The organism is Acinetobacter sp. ESBL14, from assembly GCF_036668815.1.
GTDB lineage: Bacteria > Pseudomonadota > Gammaproteobacteria > Pseudomonadales > Moraxellaceae > Acinetobacter > Acinetobacter gyllenbergii.
The window spans coordinates 12,254-32,349 of the sequence record NZ_JAZEVS010000006.1 but is presented as its reverse complement, the minus strand read 5'-3'; the positions used below and the strand labels follow the sequence as shown (position 1 = coordinate 32,349).

At 41.3% G+C, this 20,096-nt stretch carries 17 protein-coding genes; 6 read left to right on the top strand and 11 right to left on the bottom strand.

Features of this window, described 5'->3' with window-relative positions; translation table 11 throughout:
• Window positions 1-7 precede the first annotated feature (7 nt).
• Window positions 8-1,858: an extracellular solute-binding protein gene (locus tag V6E90_RS16880; RefSeq protein ID WP_332606002.1), complete on the bottom strand. Its 1,851-nt coding sequence runs from the start codon at window positions 1,856-1,858 to the stop codon at window positions 8-10.
• Window positions 1,859-1,864: 6 nt separating this feature from the next.
• On the bottom strand, window positions 1,865-5,119 hold the full coding sequence (locus V6E90_RS16875; protein ID WP_065343044.1) for a LysM peptidoglycan-binding domain-containing protein: 3,255 nt from the start codon (window positions 5,117-5,119) through the stop codon (window positions 1,865-1,867).
• 508 nt (window positions 5,120-5,627) lie between these two features.
• On the opposite strand from V6E90_RS16875, the gene dnaQ reads away from it, so the two are divergent.
• The 3 genes from dnaQ (at window position 5,628) to nudC (ending at window position 9,515) form a co-directional block, all read left to right on the top strand.
• On the top strand, window positions 5,628-6,989 hold the full coding sequence (dnaQ, locus tag V6E90_RS16870) for a DNA polymerase III subunit epsilon (RefSeq protein ID WP_332606001.1): 1,362 nt from the start codon (window positions 5,628-5,630) through the stop codon (window positions 6,987-6,989).
• 127 nt (window positions 6,990-7,116) lie between these two features.
• Window positions 7,117-8,763 (top strand): chemotaxis protein, encoded by a 1,647-nt coding sequence (locus V6E90_RS16865; protein ID WP_332606000.1) that lies wholly within the window; start codon window positions 7,117-7,119, stop codon window positions 8,761-8,763.
• A complete protein-coding gene (gene nudC, locus V6E90_RS16860; protein WP_016540463.1) occupies window positions 8,763-9,515 on the top strand; it encodes an NAD(+) diphosphatase in 753 nt (250 codons plus the stop codon). The genes V6E90_RS16865 and nudC overlap by 1 nt, the downstream gene beginning before the upstream one ends.
• Window positions 9,516-9,533: 18 nt before the next feature.
• On the opposite strand, the gene V6E90_RS16855 is transcribed toward nudC, so the two are convergent.
• From V6E90_RS16855 to V6E90_RS16840, 4 genes are all read right to left on the bottom strand, one after another.
• Entirely contained in the window at window positions 9,534-10,406 is an 873-nt protein-coding gene (locus V6E90_RS16855; RefSeq protein WP_332605999.1) for an alpha/beta hydrolase, read from the bottom strand.
• Between the two features lie 3 nt (window positions 10,407-10,409).
• Window positions 10,410-11,120, bottom strand: coding sequence for a BON domain-containing protein (locus V6E90_RS16850; protein WP_016540459.1), 711 nt, complete (start codon window positions 11,118-11,120; stop codon window positions 10,410-10,412).
• Window positions 11,121-11,191: 71 nt separating this feature from the next.
• Window positions 11,192-11,596 carry a YraN family protein gene (locus tag V6E90_RS16845; protein WP_016540458.1) on the bottom strand — a complete coding sequence of 135 codons (405 nt, stop codon included), beginning with the start codon at window positions 11,594-11,596 and terminating at the stop codon, window positions 11,192-11,194.
• A gap of 13 nt (window positions 11,597-11,609) precedes the next feature.
• The gene (locus tag V6E90_RS16840; RefSeq protein ID WP_262756798.1) at window positions 11,610-12,542 is read right to left on the bottom strand and encodes a penicillin-binding protein activator; all 933 of its coding nucleotides are present in this window, start codon (window positions 12,540-12,542) and stop codon (window positions 11,610-11,612) included.
• A gap of 16 nt (window positions 12,543-12,558) precedes the next feature.
• On the opposite strand from V6E90_RS16840, the gene rsmI reads away from it, so the two are divergent.
• Window positions 12,559-13,401 (top strand): 16S rRNA (cytidine(1402)-2'-O)-methyltransferase, encoded by an 843-nt coding sequence (gene rsmI, locus V6E90_RS16835; protein ID WP_262756795.1) that lies wholly within the window; start codon window positions 12,559-12,561, stop codon window positions 13,399-13,401.
• A 66-nt stretch (window positions 13,402-13,467) separates the two neighbouring features.
• Here rsmI and V6E90_RS16830 read toward each other — a convergent pair whose 3' ends face one another.
• The gene (locus V6E90_RS16830; RefSeq protein ID WP_016540455.1) at window positions 13,468-14,109 is read right to left on the bottom strand and encodes a cation transporter; all 642 of its coding nucleotides are present in this window, start codon (window positions 14,107-14,109) and stop codon (window positions 13,468-13,470) included.
• Between the two features lie 61 nt (window positions 14,110-14,170).
• Here V6E90_RS16830 and V6E90_RS16825 point away from each other — a divergent pair, with 61 nt between their 5' ends.
• Window positions 14,171-14,620 (top strand): MerR family transcriptional regulator, encoded by a 450-nt coding sequence (locus V6E90_RS16825; protein WP_016540454.1) that lies wholly within the window; start codon window positions 14,171-14,173, stop codon window positions 14,618-14,620.
• A gap of 23 nt (window positions 14,621-14,643) precedes the next feature.
• Here V6E90_RS16825 and V6E90_RS16820 read toward each other — a convergent pair whose 3' ends face one another.
• The 3 genes from V6E90_RS16820 to ubiH form a co-directional block, all read right to left on the bottom strand.
• The gene (locus tag V6E90_RS16820; RefSeq protein ID WP_005202358.1) at window positions 14,644-14,892 is read right to left on the bottom strand and encodes a hypothetical protein; all 249 of its coding nucleotides are present in this window, start codon (window positions 14,890-14,892) and stop codon (window positions 14,644-14,646) included.
• Between the two features lie 173 nt (window positions 14,893-15,065).
• A complete protein-coding gene (locus tag V6E90_RS16815; RefSeq protein ID WP_332605992.1) occupies window positions 15,066-16,298 on the bottom strand; it encodes an FAD-dependent monooxygenase in 1,233 nt (410 codons plus the stop codon).
• On the bottom strand, window positions 16,295-17,506 hold the full coding sequence (gene ubiH, locus V6E90_RS16810; protein WP_004652615.1) for a 2-octaprenyl-6-methoxyphenyl hydroxylase: 1,212 nt from the start codon (window positions 17,504-17,506) through the stop codon (window positions 16,295-16,297). The genes V6E90_RS16815 and ubiH overlap by 4 nt, the downstream gene beginning before the upstream one ends.
• Before the next feature lie 539 nt (window positions 17,507-18,045).
• Here ubiH and V6E90_RS16805 point away from each other — a divergent pair.
• On the top strand, window positions 18,046-18,582 hold the full coding sequence (locus V6E90_RS16805; RefSeq protein WP_023270211.1) for a hypothetical protein: 537 nt from the start codon (window positions 18,046-18,048) through the stop codon (window positions 18,580-18,582).
• Between the two features lie 148 nt (window positions 18,583-18,730).
• On the opposite strand, the gene pepP is transcribed toward V6E90_RS16805, so the two are convergent.
• Window positions 18,731-20,050: a Xaa-Pro aminopeptidase gene (gene pepP, locus V6E90_RS16800; protein WP_332605988.1), complete on the bottom strand. Its 1,320-nt coding sequence runs from the start codon at window positions 20,048-20,050 to the stop codon at window positions 18,731-18,733.
• Window positions 20,051-20,096 lie beyond the last annotated feature (46 nt).

The following is a 20,096-nucleotide window of genomic DNA, read 5'->3' as shown; positions in this document are numbered from 1 at the left end:
ATCCTAATTATTTTAATTCAGATTTTCGCATAGATTGATCAAGTTTTTTGGCTTTCTCAGCATCAACCCACCAGTATTCCCAACCGACTGAAAGCTTAGGTTTGACTTGTGGTTGCCGATAGATGTCCCAATAAGCAAACCAACGTTCAGGCTTTCCATAAGTCAAAATTTGATAATAGCCAGCACGTAACAAGCGATCAAGCACACGCGTATACAACACCACCTCATCGCGTGTTTTTGCCGCTACAATTTTCGCGATCATCTGATCAATCGCAGGATGCTTAATCCCTGAATAATTATAATTACCCGCCTCATCTGCTGCAGCACTCCCCCAGAACTGGGCCTGTTCTTTACCCGGAGTAAGCGTCTGAGGCAACTTCAATACCATCATATCAAAATCTTGATGGCGAATCCGCTCCATATATTGCGGCACATCCACTTGCCGTAGCTGAACCTGAATCCCTAAACGCTTCAGATTACGCACAAAAGGCATCAATTCACGCTGTGGGTTTTCCTGTTGCATCAACAACTCAATGCGAATGGCCTGACCTGTTCGATCATATAACTGCCCCTTGCGAATCAGATAGCCCGCATTTTTTAAGATCTGTTGTGCAGTCAATAAATTCTGCCGATTGAATCCACTGCCATCAGAAACAGGATAGCGCCAATCAGCCAAAATACCTTGTCGCATCACAGGATTGAACTGGGATAAATGGGGCTTTAATACATTCAATTCAGCGGTACTAGGTCGGCCTATAGCAGCTAAATCGGTATTGTCAAAATAGCTTTGTAAGCGTCGATTTTGATTAAAGAAAAGTGCCTTATTTTGCCATTCAAAATCATAGGCATAGGTCAGTGCCTGACGTAGATAAATATCATTGAGCGGTGCACGGCGGGTATTAAACACCAAGCTTTGAATATCGAGCGGTGTTCCCAGCCGTGCCTTATACTGCTTGACCCAACCAGATTTTACAGCTGGAAAGTTATAAGCCGTCACCCAATTCCGAATATTTTTTTCTTCGTATAAATTGAATTGTCGGGATTTAAATCCTTCAAAACTTACATCCAAATTTCGATAATAGACATATTTGAGTCGATCAAAATTGTAGCGGCCTTTGTTTACTGGTAAATCTTTGCCCCAATAATTAGGACTGCGCTTATAGCTAATACTCCGTCCTGCATCAATTCTGTCGATGATATAAGGCCCTGATCCCACAATCGGTTGAAGTGTGACACGGCTAAAGTCCTTATTTCTCCAATCCAATTTTGAATAGATTGGCAGGCTCGCTACAATCAGGGGCATTTCCACATTATTTTTAGACTTAAAAATAAATTTAACTTGGTGTTTAGATAACACTTCTGTTTTGGCCAAATCAGACAAATACATTTGAAAGCCTAAATTGGCTTTGCTCTGATAAGTATCGAAGGTAAATTTCACATCTTCTGCTGTTACTGCTTGACCATTATTAAATCGCGCTTGAGGATTCAAGTAAAAGATCACGGATTGCAAATGATCTGGATCATAACTGACCTTTTCAGCAAGTAAGGGATACATCACACGTGGCTCATCCAGCGAACGATCCATCAAACTATCAAACAGATAATTGACGCCTTCAGTCGAACTGCCCTTGCCATTCATACTATTTAAATTATCAAATGTTCCCAAACTCGATTGACTCAGGATACCGCCTTTAGGTGCATGGGCATTGGCATAAGGCATTACCTTAAGCTTTGCATATTTAGGTTGCACATGCATCGCCAAATATGGCGTGGTTTGCATCGTCGCAAATGAAATAGGAACAAAAAGGCTTAGTCCCATATAGAAACCAAGCCTTTTTATGAACAGCGTTTGAATCATCTGTAATTACAAGTTAGGCACTTTAATCACATCACCGATGCGTAATTGGGTACTTGGCGTCAAATCATTCATTTCTGCCAATGCACTAGTGTCTAAACCATAACGGCTTGCTAAGCCAATCAAGGTATCACCACGTTTGACTTTGTATTCACTCACTGTTTTAGGAACTGAAATACTTTGACCCCGTTGCAGACTAGCATTGGCTTTCAGATTATTTAAGTCAGCCAATTCACGTCCCGACATTCCAAAACGATTGGCAATACTATTTAAAGATTCGCCAGCCTTTACAGCATATCTTTCAGTATTACGACTTGGTGCTGAAGGCTTAGTCGTTGTTTTGCTGTCATCCACTTTTGCTGTTTCAGCCTTCGGTAGGTCGCCAGTCAATTTGAGCTTTTGACCAATACGAACATTACTGCCACGTGTTAAACCATTGAGCCCAGCAACATAATCCAGCTGTAAATTATGACGGCTGGCAATATTGCCTAAGGTATCGCCAGATTTAACCGTATAAACATCAGGTGTAGTTTCTTCTCTCGATTTGCTTGTGTTGCTTGCAGTATTTTTTGCTGGTACATCACCGGTTAATTTTAAGCGCTGACCAACACGTACACCCGAGGTTCTTTCTAAACCATTTAGATCGGCAACATAGCTCAGTTGCAGATTATACTTGGCCGCAATCGCATTCAAGCTATCACCCGACTGCACCACATACTGATCAGGTACGGTTGAACCCGCTGGAATCTTTAAGCTTTGCCCCAAACGCACACCGCTATTTGACTTCAAATTATTCAGCTCAGCCAACTCGCTCAAGCTAATTTTCGACTTGGTTGCAATACTCGATAAAGTGTCGCCACGCTGTACGGTATAACTTTCAGTTTTATAGCTAGTCGATGCACTGACATTGTCGTATTTCACATTACTCTTCGTTGGCTCAGGTGTATCTTGAGTTGAAGAAACTTCATGCAATGGGACATTGATTTTTTGTCCAACGAATAAGCTGCTGCTGGCGGTTAAACCTGAGGTTAAATCTGCCAGTTCCTGATTCGATAACGCATAACGATCCGCAATCAGTTTTAAATATTCGCCACGCTTCACCGTATATGATTTGGTTGCAACTTTTTGAGTCGTTGTTGCCTTGCTGTCAGTCGCACGCGCTGGCTGCTGAGTTGTGCGGGTATTATTCTTTGGTTCAATCAATGTTAATTTTTGTCCAACAAACAAACCATCAGTCACAGACAAATTATTATAATCCGCCAACTGTTTCAGGCTTAAATCAAAGCGTGAAGCCAAATTAGTTAAGCTATCACCAGACTGCACCACATAACTCTCTGGTTTTTCAGCAGCTTTTGGTGCCTCTGGTTTGGCATCATATAAATATAAACTTGCACCAACGAATAAGGTGCCGTTTGGATCAATCTGGTTCCACTGTGCAATATCACGCCAGTTCACACCATTTTTTTGCGCAATGATCGCTAAAGTATCACCAGGCTGTACCACATAGGTGCTGCGCTTGCCTTTCGGTGCAACCACGACCACATCGGTATCGGTTTTGATATATGGCTTACCTTGGTTGCGTTTGGCATCTTCACTATTGGCAGTTGCACTGTCTTCAACCAAGTTCTTTGGATACGCAAAACCCTTACTGACTTCTTGACCTTTCTCATCTGCAACCGACTGGCTGGTCTGAATCGCCGTTAATTTGATCTTGCCGTCAAATGGATCGACAATTTCTGTGCCCTTCGGCGCAATCGCTTTGATTTCAGCTACAACCTGATCTCGTTCAGCTTGTGTTGCTTGTGGCTCTAATACTTGAGCCACTGTTTCTTTCTTGCCTTCTTCTTTAATTGCAGCACTAATTTGCTCACGCTCTTTCAAAGAAATTGGCGGTTCAGTCACCACAGGTTTCACATTGGTTGCAGGTGTAATCGCAACAGGAATACGCGGTGCACTCGGCACATCCGCCGCTGCGGCAAATGAAGCTAGAGCATTCGAGCCTCTCGGTGTGCTGACTTTACTGGTATTCGAAATTGATGTCGTTGGACGAGAAGTATTACTCGCCGTTAAATTCGGCGGTGTTACTGTCGATGCACTATTACTTTGCCCTGTACTTGTCGTGGTACGAACCGTGGTTGAAGTACTCAACGGATTGGTATTCATCGGCGGTGGCGTTTTATTACTTGCCCAGAAACCACCAGAGCTGGTTTTACCTGAACGTAATTTTGCATCAATCGAAGGACTGAGATCGGCTGGAATTAAGATCCGCATTGGGCTCATTGGATCAACCATTTCGCCTCGATAACCTGGGTTCAATGCATAAAGCTCCGCACGACTTAAACCTGTGATTGAAGCAATCTGATTCAATTCAAGAGGTGCTGCCAAACTGACTTCACGGAAGTGAGGACGGTTAGCAATCGGTGGCAAGCTGACACCATAAGCATTTGGATTCTTAATAATTTGTGCCACAGCCAAGAACCGTGGAACATAGTTCATGGTTTCTTGCGGGAGTTTCAATGACCAATAATCGGTTGGTAAACCTGCAGCGCGGTTGCGGTTAATCGCCTGTTGAATACGCCCTGGTCCCGCATTATAAGCGGCCAGTGCAAGCTCCCACGAACCAAACTGATTATATAAGCTACCAAAGAATTCATATGCTGCACGTGTCGATTCAACAACGTCACGACGGCCATCATACAGGCTGGTTTGTTGTAAGCCATAAATTCGGCCCGTACTTGGAATAAACTGCCATAAACCCGCCGCTGCAGCACTACTGGTCGCAGCCGGATCATAGGAACTTTCAATAATTGGCAGTAATGCCAGTTCTGTTGGCATACCACGGCGTTCAGCTTCTTTTACTGTGTGATATAAATAACGGCTGGCACGCGCGCTTAAACGATCTAAATACGGTTGACGAGAAATAAACCAACTACGTTGTGCTTCAATTCGTGAATCCCAATGGTTCAAGTCCATCTTGAATCCAACTGTCATTCGCTTCCACACATCACCGTGTTTCAGAACCAATAGACGATCACCTTCCACAGCACGCATATCTGTTGCTGACAACAAATCTTCAAGCGAATCTAAACTGCTTGCATCGAGATAACCTGAACCCGCCTGCTTAGACGTTGACGCTTTAGTTGATTGAGGGGTTGAAGAACACCCTGTAGTGATTCCCAGCGCAACGAGAGCAGAAGTGAGTACAGTGATTTTGAATAATGATGTTGCAGATGTTTGCGACACCAATGTGCTCGATTTATACATAAAAACTTCCAGTCAACTCACGCTAGTTTATTTCTTAAGTAGGGTCTATTCATGTTTCAAGCATGCATTGCGTTATCGATTAAAAACGACTCAAACAAAGCATAGGACAAAGACAATGGCCGCCCCCTTGTCAGTTCTCATAACGAAGTTTGGGGAAGTTTTAGCCATAACCTGAGCAAGAGCAAAGCACCGTTTTGATCACAGCGCAAGGCAAAATTCTTCTGTCATCTGTGAAACGCCAACAGACCCTAGCCATTGTAGTAAAGCATGTCACTTAGACAAGGCAATAATTTAACGTGATTTGCATGGAAATGTTACAAGAAATTAAAAAAGATGAGTTTTGTAACGTTCAGAATCGGAATTTAGCTTTACAATACAAGACATCGCTCAAAAATGCTAAAATTCTCGATTCTTTGAAGCTCAATCTAGATTGACTTAAATCTTGTGCATTTCTTGTTTAGATTGCACATACTCAAATTTTTATTCTGCTTATTGTTCAGGTTCAGATATGTCACAAACAATCACACTTTACGTTGATGGCGCATGCAAAGGTAACCCAGGTCTTGGGGGTTGGGGTGCTTATGTCATTACCGAACAAGGTGAGCATAAACTGTTTGGTGGTGAACCCGAGACAACCAACAATCGTATGGAGCTTCAAGCCGCAATCGAAGGCGTTTCATTCTGCCCTGTTGATGCACATTTAATCATCTGGACTGATTCCAATTATGTCAAACAAGGCATCACCGAATGGATTCACGGTTGGAAAAAGAAAAACTGGAAGGATGTTAAAAATCCAGATTTATGGCAAAAACTTGATGCCGTCTGTGCCAACCGTAATATTGAATGGAACTGGATTAAAGGTCATGCTGGGCATGCTGGTAATGAAATGGCAGACCAATTGGCCAACTTAGGTGCTGAACAAACCGCCCAACAACTTAAATCTGCAACACAGGCTAACGCTGATATAAAAAAGCCTGAAGCTGACTGGCTTTTAAATGACCCCTTTGGTTTAGATTTAGATGCTGAGGCAGATGAGATGATTGAAGATACAGACCTTGAAATAGAAGCAGAAAGTGAAGATACCACTGACGACAGTGAAACAACCAATCTAGCCCTAACAACGACAGAAAATCAGCATCCCCACATTGTGATCACCAAAGCAAAACTAGATGTGCAGGGTCCGCGTCAACTGATTCTCGATACTGAAACCACTGGTTTTTACTATCAAGACGGTGACCGTATTATTGAAGTGGGTGCGATTGAAATGATTAATCGTAAGCTTACAGGTAGCTCGATCCATATCTATATTAATCCTGAAAAAGCGGTCGGCGACTCTGAAAATATCCATGGTATCAGCGATGACTTTTTAAAAGACAAGCCGAAATATGCCGAAATTTCCGATGTTCTGTTTGACTTCCTGAAAGGCGCTGAAATTATCGCGCATAACGCCACCTTCGATATGAACTTCTTAGATATGGAGTTCAAACGCACTGGATTACCTCCACTTTCAGAGGTTTGTGAAGTCACAGATACCTTGGCAATGGCCAAAAATAAGCACCCTGGACAAAAGAACTCTTTGGATGCCTTGGTCCGTCGTTACGAAATTCCAGCGCGAGACCGTACTTTCCATGGTGCGTTACTCGATGCTGAAATTTTGGCTGATGTTTATCTTGCCATGACGGGCGGGCAAGTTTCATTTGATATGGATGCCCTTTCACAAACAGAGCAAAACCAAGGTAAAACCACTCGTCAGCGGGTAGAAATCGACCTCCCTGTGATCGAGCCATCAGAACATGAATTAAATGAACATGAGACCTGGGTCAAACAATTTGAACAAAAACATGGAGAGCCTTGCCTTTTCGCAAAATAAATTTTCTGCTCAGTGTAAGTTTTTGTATTTCAAGGCTCTAAAGTTAAGTTATATTAAGCCTTAAAGATTTAGACCTCCTAAAAAAGGAGGTCCATGGATATAACAACTTAGGAAAGGTGTAGGTCATATGTCTTACCAAACCTCGATTCATTTCGACCCAACGGCATTATTAATAATAAAAAATGAAATCGACAATTCGATTAAATTGGTAGAAACAGCGGTCAATACCCTTGCCGAAGAACAAGCATTACCATTCGGAATTGATGATGCATTGAACCAGTTTGAACAATGTACACAAGTGCTGGCATTAATTGATATGCCACATTTATCGCAAATTACCCAATACTCTGCTGAGTTGATGCGTAAAATTATGGCACAACCCCAGCAGATTCAAACCAGTGATGTGATTGCCCTCAGTGAAGGCACCACCATGCTGAAGCGTTATATTGAATTCATTTGCTTACGTGAAGTCAAAGTTCCACAATTCTTACTCGATACTCTCAATCGTTTAGAGAAAGCATTGGGCAAACCACTCACCAAAGAAGGTCAAACTGTACAACCTTTGCTTGAGTTCATTACACCAAGTTTTAATTTGCCTCAAGCGCCGAGTTTGGAACAATCACAATATATTCATCAGTTGTATAAGCTCTGTTTAAATAAACTGATTCAGCAATCAGAGACTGCGCTTGATCTACAAGGGATCAAATTGGTCGGTGTTTATTTGGCAGGTTTAGCAACAGGCCAACCAAGTCAGCAATACTGGCAACTGGTGAATGTGGGGCTGAGCCATATCAATGAGCTCTCCATTACAGAAGCACGTCTTCGCACGCTGATTCAAATTGAAACCAATATTGGTAAATTTTTGCTGCAACCTGCAAGCTTTAAAAATAGTATTGCTGATCTTGCAGACATTCTATGTATCTGCATTAGCCAAGAAGATGATGTGTCACACCATATTCGTGAACAACTCAATATTGGCGATGAGTTACTCAGTGATACACAGCTACAGGTGTTAAGCCGTCATTTATACGGCCCTGACTATGAAACAGTACACACCATCAGTCAATTGATGACCAATGAAATGGCTCAAATCCGTAATGAGATTGAGTACAACCATCAGAATATGTCGACTGAAAAAACCCAAGAGTTGCAACAAAAGTTAAGCCAGCTCTCAAATGTATTCAAAGTGCTGAATTTAAATGAGGCGGCAAGAGAACTCACTCAGCAAGCGGAAAAACTCAGTCAGCCAAATACCTTAACCGATGCGACTTCAGTGCAACATTTGATGAACAGCATTCTAGCTTCAATGAATTCGATTGGTATTCTGGAACGTAATTACACCTCAAGCCGTTTACAATTACGTGTCAATAATATGCAGATCTCGCTTGATCGCTTAGATGAAGCGCATAAAGTATTATTGACTGAAACCAAAACCCTGATTGATACCTTAACTCAGACCTTGAGTTTATATATCCAAGACCCAACTGCACATAGTTTGGAAGCTCTGCCAGAGTATCTCAAAGAACTCTCTGGCGCAGCTCTATTTTTGGGAAGTTCAGCACAACAAACTGCTTTATTGGGTGCGGTTCATTTTGCTCAGTACCGCTTGGCTCAAAATCAAGCCTTCGATGCCGAACAAATTAATTGCATCTTAAATGTTGTGGCTGGTTTAGATTTATTGGTGGACAACTTGAAGAATAAGCAACCTGTGTTGCAATCTATGTTTGATGTGGCATTATCTAACAGTCAACAATTACAAACGATAGCCGCATAATGACTCAACGATCACTTGCATATATTTTTCAACACCAAAAACTGTTAGTCGACCAAAACTTCCAACTTCCTCAAGTTGAGAAATTAGCAAGTGACCTCCCCATCCATCATAATGATCACGTCATTGCACGTGATCTACTGGAAAATGAAGCTATTCCCGAAGGCTATCAACTGATTCCTATTCGGGAATTGATTCAATCTTGGTCCAGCAGTGACTTCCTACAGGCCAGTCGTGCAGTGCAGTTGCTCGAATGGCGTCGTAACCATAAGTTTTGCAGCCATTGTGGCCATGTCACTGAAATTCACCCTAAAGAATATGCCATGGTGTGTCCTGCCTGTGCTTATCATCAATATCCACGTGTACAGCCATGCATTATTACCATTATCACTAAAGGTCAGGATGAAGTCCTGTTGGCTAAATCCGCACACAATAAAAGTAATATGTACGGGTTAATTGCTGGTTTTGTTGAAGTCGGTGAAACTTTAGAAGAAGCTGTACAACGTGAAGCGTTTGAAGAAGTCGGACTGAAACTCAAAAATATTCGTTATATGTCGAGTCAACCGTGGCCCTTTCCAAGTAATCTAATGATTGCCTTTCATGCCGAATATGAATCTGGGGATATTCAGTTACAGCTGGAAGAAATTAGTGATGCACAATTCTTTAAGTTTGACCAACTTCCCGAAATTCCATTTAAAGGCAGTATTGCCCATAGCATGATCATGCAAATGATCGACAATAAAAAAGCATCTTAAACGATGCTTTTTTATTGATTAAGGGTCTAAGGCTTCATCCAAGAAATGTAAGATTGTACGTTTAGTCTTGAAATAATGGCTCATTAAACTTGCCAGTGTCGCAACAATGGTAATATGCCCTGTCTTTGGAATCACGGCGATATGACTATGGTTACCCTTTTCTCTTAACGCCTTATCTAGATCAAAACTATTTTCCTTACCCACCAACTGATCTTGTTCAGCCATCAATAAATAATGCTTAATCTGATTCGGTTCGATAAAGTAATAAGGCATCACTTGCTGATATGACACTTTCTGATCAAAGGCATGCTCAGCTAATGGATCACCTTTGTAGTCAAAATGATAAGGACCCGCCATCCCAACAATCGCACGAATTTTATCTTTGTACTTAAAATTTTGTGAATAGGCTGAGTACACCACTGACATCACATTAAAAGCACCGGCAGAGTGCCCCATCAAAATGATATTGTCCGTAGAAATGTTCAATTTGCCTTGATTCTGGCTCAGGTAGTGAATCGCTTGTGCGATATCATCAATAAAGGTCGGAAAGATATGCTCAGGTGCAAGGTGATAATTAATGACCGCAACATCATAGCCTTCACGTGCAAAACTTTCTCCAACAAATAGATAGTCTCTTTTATTACCGTGCTGCCAAGAGCCGCCATGCACAAATACAATTAGGGGTCTTTGCTTCTTCGGGCTTTTGGTTCGATACAGATCCAGACGCTGTCTTGCTTTTAGTCCATAAGCAAGATGCTCTTCCTTCTCAAAGGTATCTTTGGGGGTCAGGTAATTAATCGAATAGCTGGCAAAATCATAAAGGCGAAACTCCTGATAAAGCGTTTTCGCCTTGATTACATTTTCTTGTACTTGTTGGATAAGTTGCTTCATAAATTAAGGATTAGTTGGGGTAATAGTCGCAGGGTCCGCCTGATCTGGATCAATTGCAACAGGTGTTTCAACTAAAGGCTGTGTTGTTGCTGTTCCGACCATCGGCGCTGCCGCGGTTGAACTTGCTACAGTGCCTGAAGGTTGATCCACATTGTCAATGAGCGTCACAATTTTAGTCACATTTCCAACTTTTTGTAAGACGTCATCTAAATCTCTTGATTCAGCAGTATTTAAACGCCCCATCACATACAAAACACCATTTTCCGTATGTACAAGCACTTTACTATCAGACACAACCGGTGCTTTCATCAGCAAACCACGGGTATTCGCCGTAACGGTAGCATCTTGCATGATGGTGTTATAGCCCACTTTATCACCCACCGTAATGTAGTTATGTACGGCCTTCACATCCGACATTGAACGCAAATTATCTTCAGCTAGTTGTTTTAAATATGGATCAGGAACTTGTCCTGTCAATAAAACATTGCTATGGAAACTTTCAATGTTGATACGTGACTGTTTGAAACGATGGTCTAATTTATATAAATTAATATTTGCAGTGCGTTTGATTGAAGAATCAATAAAAATCTGCCCTAAACTACGTTCACCACTATTCGTTCCAACGGGTGAAGTGCCTGTACCACCAGAAATAAAACTTGCACATCCCGATAAACTTGCAGCGCAAAGCAACGTAATCGATAAACGTTTTAACACTTGGCAAGACTCCCTATCTACAAACAAATTTGTTCAATTTTCAATATTTAGCTTTACATGAGATCGATCAATCAATCTAAAGTAAATGCATGTTCAATCCATTGCTGATCATACTGCAATTTTGAAAAATCTGGTTGTACTGTTTTTGCAATTTTCTGTGGAAAATCAAAACAAATCACATCAAAACGACAATCAAACTCATCATAATATGGAGATTTCTGTAAAAAGCATTGTGCTGTCTTAATAATTTTACGCTGCTGGGCAAGCGAAATCACTTCACAGGCCTCTGCATAACTCCCCATTGATCGAGCTTTAACCTCGACAAAAACCAGTTGCTTATCGCGCTTTACGATTAAATCTATTTCACCATAACGTGAATGATAATTTCGTTCGATACATTCATATTGCTTCGATTGCAAAAGAGCAAGTGCTGCCTGCTCAGCCCATTGCCCTAAATCTTGCCGATGTTGTGACATACCTGCCCCAATCTTATTTTAACAGTTGAATCCCTTTTTTCTGCTGTTGATAGCAATAAGGTTGACGATAAACCTTGCCATCTTTGACATTAATTGCTCCAGTGCGACCTTCAAAAGAAAAATGACGATCTGGGCTACTTAAGAACTGCTGACTAATACTCCACGCATCACCACCAAAGGCCAATAAACGTTGAAACGCCATATTTTCAGGTTGTTCTTTATAAGCACTGATTAAATCTGCCCATTGTCCATTATATAAGGCAGGTGTATCACAAAAACTCAGCCCCATCGGAATGCTCTTGTCTTGTTCAATACTCAAGGCGGTGGCGTAGATATTTTTTTCAGGCAATGGACCTAATTGTTCTAACCACTGTTGATCACCCAAGAGCAACAACCCTTCTCTACGTGCCAGTTTTTTAGGCCGTTCATTGACCACATGGATATCTGAGCCGAACTCAGACATCAATGCCATCATAAATAATTCTGTCGCCGACTCAGTTCCAGCTTGGCGCAACACCAATAAGCTTTTAATTTTGTCTTTCTTGAGTAGTTGATTCAGTGCGAGCGCATCGTGCTGTTTTGCCAAACTGAATTGCCAGATGTTGGTGGTCTGGTTATTGACATCGTTCAATGCAAGTACTGGGATTGCTGGGTTCAGTTTCATCACGGTTTCAATTTCAGGTCGTGCCAATGGCCCAACAATCAGTCGAGTCTTACTATTGACCCTTTTTTTGAAAATCGTTTCAATATTGTTTTTGGCAGAATCTACAAAAATGATTTTTTCTTTACTACCAGATGCTGTATAAGCACTCAAGAAACCACGTTTGATGCTCTGACCCGCTCGCGCCATCGTACCTGATTCGGGTAGAATCACCAGTACGTCCGCATAAACTGGGCTCATACATGCTGCCAAACATAATAGCAGCCAATATTTTTTGTAATACATTAGGGAGTTACCTTTTATGAGTGCTCAATTATTTGTTGTAGCAACCCCGATTGGGCACTTAGATGACATGACCTTTCGTGCAATTGATATTTTAAAATCCGTATCGGTGGTTGCCGCAGAAGACACTCGTCAATCTGCTCAATTATTCAAGCACTATAATATCTCAACTCCACTTACAGCGTGTCATGATCACAACGAAAGTAACAAAATTGATCAACTTCTGCAAAAAATGCTCAATGGTGAGAATATTGCCCTCATTAGTGATGCAGGTACGCCGCTGATTAGTGACCCTGGCTTTAAATTGGTTCGCGCAGCACAAGAACGTGGCATTCGTGTGATTCCAGTTCCTGGTGCTTGTGCTGCAATTGCAGCCTTGAGTGCGGTTGGCTTACCAAGTGATCGTTTTAGTTTTGAAGGCTTTTTGCCCTCAAAAGCATCGCAACGTATCAGCCAGCTTGAAAAACTAAAAGATGAAACTCAAACCCTGATTTTTTATGAAGCACCGCATCGTATTCTGGCCTGTATCAAAGATATGGCACAGGTTTTTGGTGAAGATCGTCCTGTCGGTTTTGCCCGTGAAATTACCAAAACCTTTGAGACCATCAAGAAAATGACCTTAAAAGAATTGGTCACATTGATTGAAAATGATCACAACCAAGAAAAAGGTGAGATCGTGGTGGTAGTCGGCGGTGCTTCTGCCGAAAAAGACATGGAACAAGATAAACTGGATACGTTGTTAAAACGCCTATTACAGGATTTATCGGTAAAAGCAGCATCACAATTGGCTGCTGATTTGACGGGAATAAAAAAGAAAATCGCTTATCAGCGGGCTTTGGAACTCACTCAACACGATCAATAAAACATAAAGGGGAGATTACAAAAATCTCCCCTTTATCATTTAAATATGAAATCGCAACACGCTGTTTTAAGCCTTAGTCATGAGATTTGCTTGATCCATTTTTCTCTCTGCCCTTGCCTGCTTAATCACACTCAAACCAGAAGTAACGCCTAAATACGCAATAATGAAGGCCACAAACAGATCAGGGAACATCGTACCTGTTCCAAATACACCGATCGCTGCGATAATGATCGCGATATTGGCAATCGCATCATTACGACTACATAACCATACTGAACGCATGTTGGCATCCCCATCGCGGAATGCATAGAGCATCAATGCCGAGACGACATTGACAGCCAATGCCAATACACCAATTGCGCCCATCAGCATTGGCTCAGGTGTTACACCTAGCCACCATGACCAAATCACTTTCATAATCACAAAAATACCAAAGGCAGCCATGGTGACTCCTTTGACTAAGGCTGCGGTCGCTCGCCAGTACAGAGTCATGGACAATACAGCCAAAGAGATGGCATAGTTTGCTGCATCACCTGCAAAGTCTAATGCATCTGCCCAGAGTGATACTGAACGTGCATGCGATCCACCAATAATTTCGACAAAGAACATCGTTGCGTTGAGGATCAAAGCAATCCACAACGCCTTTCTAAACTTTGGACTAATCTTTTGTGTTGGTGAACATGTTGTGTTGCAACCACATCCTGCCATGACTTTTCTCACTGAATCTTTTATAGTGATTTAAAACCCTAGAGTAACTCCAGAGTCAAGCATGATCAGTTTTAGCATTGGACAATTGGCAAAAAAATCAGGTGTGTCTATTGATACGATTCGGTATTACGAAAAAATTGGGTTGTTAGAAAAAGCTCAACGAACAGCGGGTAATTACCGTCATTATTCGGAACAAATGCTTTCAGAATTGCTATTTTTAAAGCATTGTCGGGAACTTGGCATCACTTTGCAGGATATTCAAAAACTCAAAGATTTATCAACCAATCCAAACCAGACCTGTATGCAAGTCGATCATTTGATTGACCAATATCTTGCTGAAGTTTCCCAGAAGATTAAAAATCTAGAACATCTCAAACAGGATCTGAGCCATTTAAAACAGCAATGCTCTCAACATCGCACTATTGAACAGTGTGGTATTTTAAAAGAGTTACACCAACCCCTTGAGTGTGAACATGAATCACACCAACATAAAAAAGCACCACAACCGTGATGCTTTTTTATGTCAATTCAGACTTAATCTTGATGCTCACCTGGCGGAACTTCAGTAATGCGCCCACCACGTGCAAGAAACGCAGCCACTTCATCTTCTAAAGCTTGGCGTTGTTTCTGCTTCGCAGTTACGGTTAAAGTTTCCGCTTCAGCAAGATCAGCGTCATTGGCGCTCGATTCTTCACTCTCTGCACCACTTTCTGCCGCTTTCGCCTCTTCGTCGTCTACAGCAGAATCTTCTGTGTTTTCGTCGTAATCATTCATTTCCGTCATCTTCATCTCCCCACAATGACTCAACTCTCATCATCGCTATTTGGCCATCAGAACTAGGTGAAATTTAGCAAGCTCTTCAGATTTAGCAAAGCACAATATTGATTAAAACGTACTTTTTATGACCAAATTCACTCTGATTTATAAATGATTGTTTAAAAAATATCTACTATTTTTTAGCAAACATAGCGTGTCTGCTGTAAAGCACCCAAACCATTGGCTTGCTGCATAAAGCGATCTTTAAACCACTCAAATTGTTCAACCTGTTTTAGTCCAAAATTTCGGGCCCAAACAAAGGGAAATAATTCCGAACTTTCCAACCAGCCAATTGCAGACATACTGTGCATCATTGCATCATTCTGGCCTTTACGTAGGTGTTCATAACGTAATAAGGTTTGCTCGTTGGCCCATACCCCACGGTTTAAATCGTGTAATAGCACATCGCAAAGTACTGCAGCATCTAGACAACCAATATTCACACCTTGTCCCGCTAAAGGATGAATCACATGGGCAGCATCACCAATCAATGCCAAGCCTGACTTGATATAGCGCTGTGCAGCACGTGCTTTCAGTGGAAACTGCGCTCTGGAACGAACCTCAACCACCTTTCCCAACATTTGCAGACTTTCTTGGGTCAGTAAGCGCATAAAGTCTTGATCATTTAATGCCGAATATTCATCAGCATAATCATCAGGTAAAGTCCAAACAATCGACTGCCAATAGCCATTCTCTTGTGGATCAAGACTCGCCATCGGCAAATAAGCCAGTGGACCCGTCGGTAGGAAAATTTGCCGTGCCACATAGTGATTCGGCTGGGTGGTTTTAATCGCACAACTGATCGCGGCTTGCTTATAATCTAAGACATCTAGATCAATATAGGCTTGCTCACGTACAAAAGAATTCGCACCATCTGCACCAATGAGCAACTTGGTTTTTAGTGTTGTGCCATCCGCCAATTGAATCGACCAGCCTTGTGGAATCTGCTCAATCCGAATCACCTTCACTTGAGTACGATAATCGTTGAGTTGCTGCAACATTTTTTGTTGAATCGCCAAATTCAAAACACTCGGCTCAACCATTGAACCTAAAGCCTGATCTGATTGAGGTTGCTGTTCAGATGCATGACCAAAATTAATTTCGCCATAGCCATTTTTATTCCAGACTTGCATACCTGAATAGGGCATTTGACGCGCTAAATCATCCCAAACATCGACTGTTTTAAGTAGGTGAATCGTCGCCTGACTCAGTGCCAATACTCGAGGATTCATTACAGCCAATGTCTTTTCTTGATCTAGCACAGGTGCAGCATCCAATACCGTTGCTTGTACACCGCCTTGGGCCAACAATAAAGCGGTTAATCCACCGACTAAACCACCACCCACAATCACAACATCTAACAGCTCACTCATGCTTTTAGTCCCATTGCATAGTTGGCAACCAAAGGCTTAACCCCAGGAATCACATCAAATGCGATCAGTCCCGTATTACGTAATAACTTGAGAATTGGATTTTGATTACTAAAACCACGTACCACTGAATCACAGAACTTAATCACCCGTTGCTGATCTTTTAAACGGGATTGCTCGTAAGCCAATAAATTCTCTGGAGCACCAATATCATCGGACTTTGCCAATTGTTCCATCAAGAAACGAACCAACACATCTGCATCACGCAAACACAAGTTAAAACCTTGCCCTGCCACTGGGTGAATGGTATGTGCGGCATTACCCATCAGCACCACACGCCCAACCGCCTGCTTATGTGCCAACACCTGAGCCAATGGATAGCTAAAACGCTTGCCTGTTTTTTCAAATTTTCCAGCACGATCACCATAGGTTTCCTGTAAGGCATCAAGAAAATGTTGATCATTTTCTTCACCTAACCACTCCGCTTCAGTGCCTTTTTTCACAGGCCACACCACTGAACGGCGGTATTCACCCGGCAATGGTAACAATGCCAATGGCCCCAGTGCACTAAAGCGTTCAAAGCCAACGTGCTGATGCGGCTTAGAAGTCTGTACGGTGGTCACAATCGCGACTTGGTCGTAATCATGCTCATCGACACCCACACCAATCGCTTGGCGGCAGAATGAATCACGACCATCAGCCGCAATCACCAACTTGGACTTTAAGGAATGGATATATTCACCATTACGCATGGCTTCAATTTGGACTTGATCTGCATCTTGTGTCAGTGAAGTCACTTGCACACCATCAATCAACTCAATCAATGGCTGCTGACGTACTTGGGTCAGTAATACACGCCCCAACCATGCGTTCTCAATCACTTGTCCAAAGCTTTCTACTTTTTCTTGCTCTGCAACTAAACGCGCCTTACCAAAACTGCCTTGCTCGGTAATATGCACTTGTAAGATCGGCGTGGCATGTTGCTGAAGTGCTTCCCACAGACCCAATTTTTGGTAAATCTGTACACTACGGCGTGACAGTGCGGTATTCCGCGCATCAAAGCTAGAATGATAAGGTGCAACGTTTTCGTCATCGTAATTTGGATATTTCACAGCTTCTAATAACTTTACTGCGATATTAGATTTTGCCAACATTAAAGCAAGGCTGAGTCCAACCATACCTCCACCGACAATGATGACTTGTTGCTGCATAATATTATTCCTTATCAGTTTTTCATGACTTGATGTTAAGGGGGCTATTGATATTTCATCTATGGTTGCGTTATAGGCTAAAACAACTTAAACAAGGCATGAAACGTAGGCAATTGCCAATCCCCTTGTCAAGTTTCATAACAAAGTTTAAGGAAGTTTTAGCTCGTAAGGTGAAATATCAACAAACCCCAGCCTATCTTACTCTAACTCAAATCAGGAAGGGAATTTGTACTTTGTTTGGTCTATGTTTTTAAAAGTTCTTGGAAAAATATTCAACCACCCATAACATTGGGCGATTTTTCTCATAAATCAAAACTTTCTGCTTTTTTACATCAAAATAAATTTTATTATATAAATTAATAAAATAGAACCACTTCAATAAAAAACCCTTCAATACCCACTTATGTTAGGCATTTAGCGATTATTACTATCGTTATAGCTAATCTATGTGTGTTTCCCACTTTTCTAATGACTCTAGATAGATTTTTAAAAATCAAACAAAAAAAAGAATATAATTTACTTTCACAAAGGGGAATAACATGCGATTTTTATTTTTTTTAATCATATCAACTTCAATTGTAGGTTGTAGTTCTTCTCATTTAAAACCTACAAAAATGTATCGTGGGGAAGTTAAACCAAAAAGTGAATTAGCTATGGTTTATATCGATTGGTTAGGTGCTGGTCAGTATTTTAAGGCGGGTAGTTCCATAATATATGAAGTTAATGATCAAAAGATGTCAGAAAATAAATCTCTATTTGGAAGTACTCAGTTAGTAAGTGTGAATCCTGAAGAGTTAAATATAAAGGTACACTCATTAATTGTAGGTCGTTTTTTAGATACATATAGAGGGTTTGAAGCTTGGAATGTCTATACTCCGATTCCACCTTTTAAAGCAGATGCAGGAAAAATATATATTTTATGTCCTCTTGAAAAAATAAGTAAGGGCCCTGAGGATATTAAATTTAATGTTCACACATACCCCTTTACACAAGATGAAATTATACAAAATAAAGGCATGACAGATTTTATCGTACGCCCATGTGAAACCATTAAAAAATTAAATCAAAGACATTAAAAATAAATAATTATTCCACGATAATTCCCTCATATAGACTTAATCAAGTAAAGGCTAAGTCCATATGAGTTCTTTTGTTAAATTATTGCTCAACTATAATATCAAATTATAAAAATAAATACTAAGTAAGAAACAATCATTTCACTGATTAACGGTTCGCCATCAAACTTTCAATCTCTTCAACAGTTTTAACCACATTCTTGGTTAAAACCAACGGTCCATTTTCAGTGACGACAATGTCATCTTCGATACGAATGCCGATACCACGCCATTTTGCATCTACTGTTTCATCATCCGGTGCGACATATAAACCTGGTTCAACGGTCACCACCATACCCGCTTCATAAGCACGCCAGTCTTCGCCAGTTTTATATGCACCCACATCATGCACATCCATACCGAGCCAATGGCCAGTACCATGCATAAAGAATTGACGGAAGGCTTCGCTTTCAACCAGCTCATCTACATTGCCACTCAGCAAGCCAAGATAAACCAGACCCTGAGTTAAAATCTTGACAGCTACTTCATGCGGATATTTATAATGATTGCCAATACGGGTTGCATCAATCGCAGCGAGCTGCGCTTCTAAAACCACATTATAAAGTGCTTTTTGCTCAGGGCTAAACTTGCCATTTACAGGGAACGTACGGGTAATATCCGATGCATAAAATTCGTATTCACATGCCGCATCAATTAAAACTAAATCGCCATCGTTTAATGGCTTGTTATTTTCAACATAATGCAAAATACAGGCATTTTCACCACCACCAACAATACTGTTATACGATGGCACACAGCCGTTTTTACCAAAGATATAATTGAGTTCCGCTTCTAGCGCGTATTCCATCATCTCAGGTTTGACCGATTGCATCGCACGGGTATGCGCTTCAGCACTGATATTGGCTGCGACCTGCATCAACTCAATTTCCTGAGCCGATTTTTTCAAACGCATTTCATCAACAAGACGATCTAACTGGACCACTTCTGCTGGTGCAGCACCACCACGACGTTGTTGCGCATCCGCTTTTTGAATCCATTGACTAACACGTGCATCAAATTCAGCATTTTGGCCGATACGATAGTAAAGACGCTGTTTATTTAATAACTTGTCGATAATTTCTTCATCGAGCAGATCAATTGCATAAGCTTCATCTGCATCATAGATTTCAATCGCCCCGTCAATTCCAGCACGATAACCATTCCAGATTTCCATCTCGCGATTACGTTCGCGGCAGAATAAGCTATAGCTATATGCTTCAACGTCTTCAAAGGTTTCAATGATCGCAACCGCCTCAGGCTCGGCAAATCCAGTCAGATAATAAAAACTACTGTCTGCACGATATTTATAGTCCGCATCGCGGTTACGATACATTTCTGCTCGAGTCGCAATAATTGCAATGCTATTGCTGCCTATTTGTTTAGCAAGAAGATCACGACGTTGTTTAAAATCGGCTTGACTTAATTTCATATTGTCCTTCTGATGAAGATGAATGATTGTAAGTATCTTTATTTAT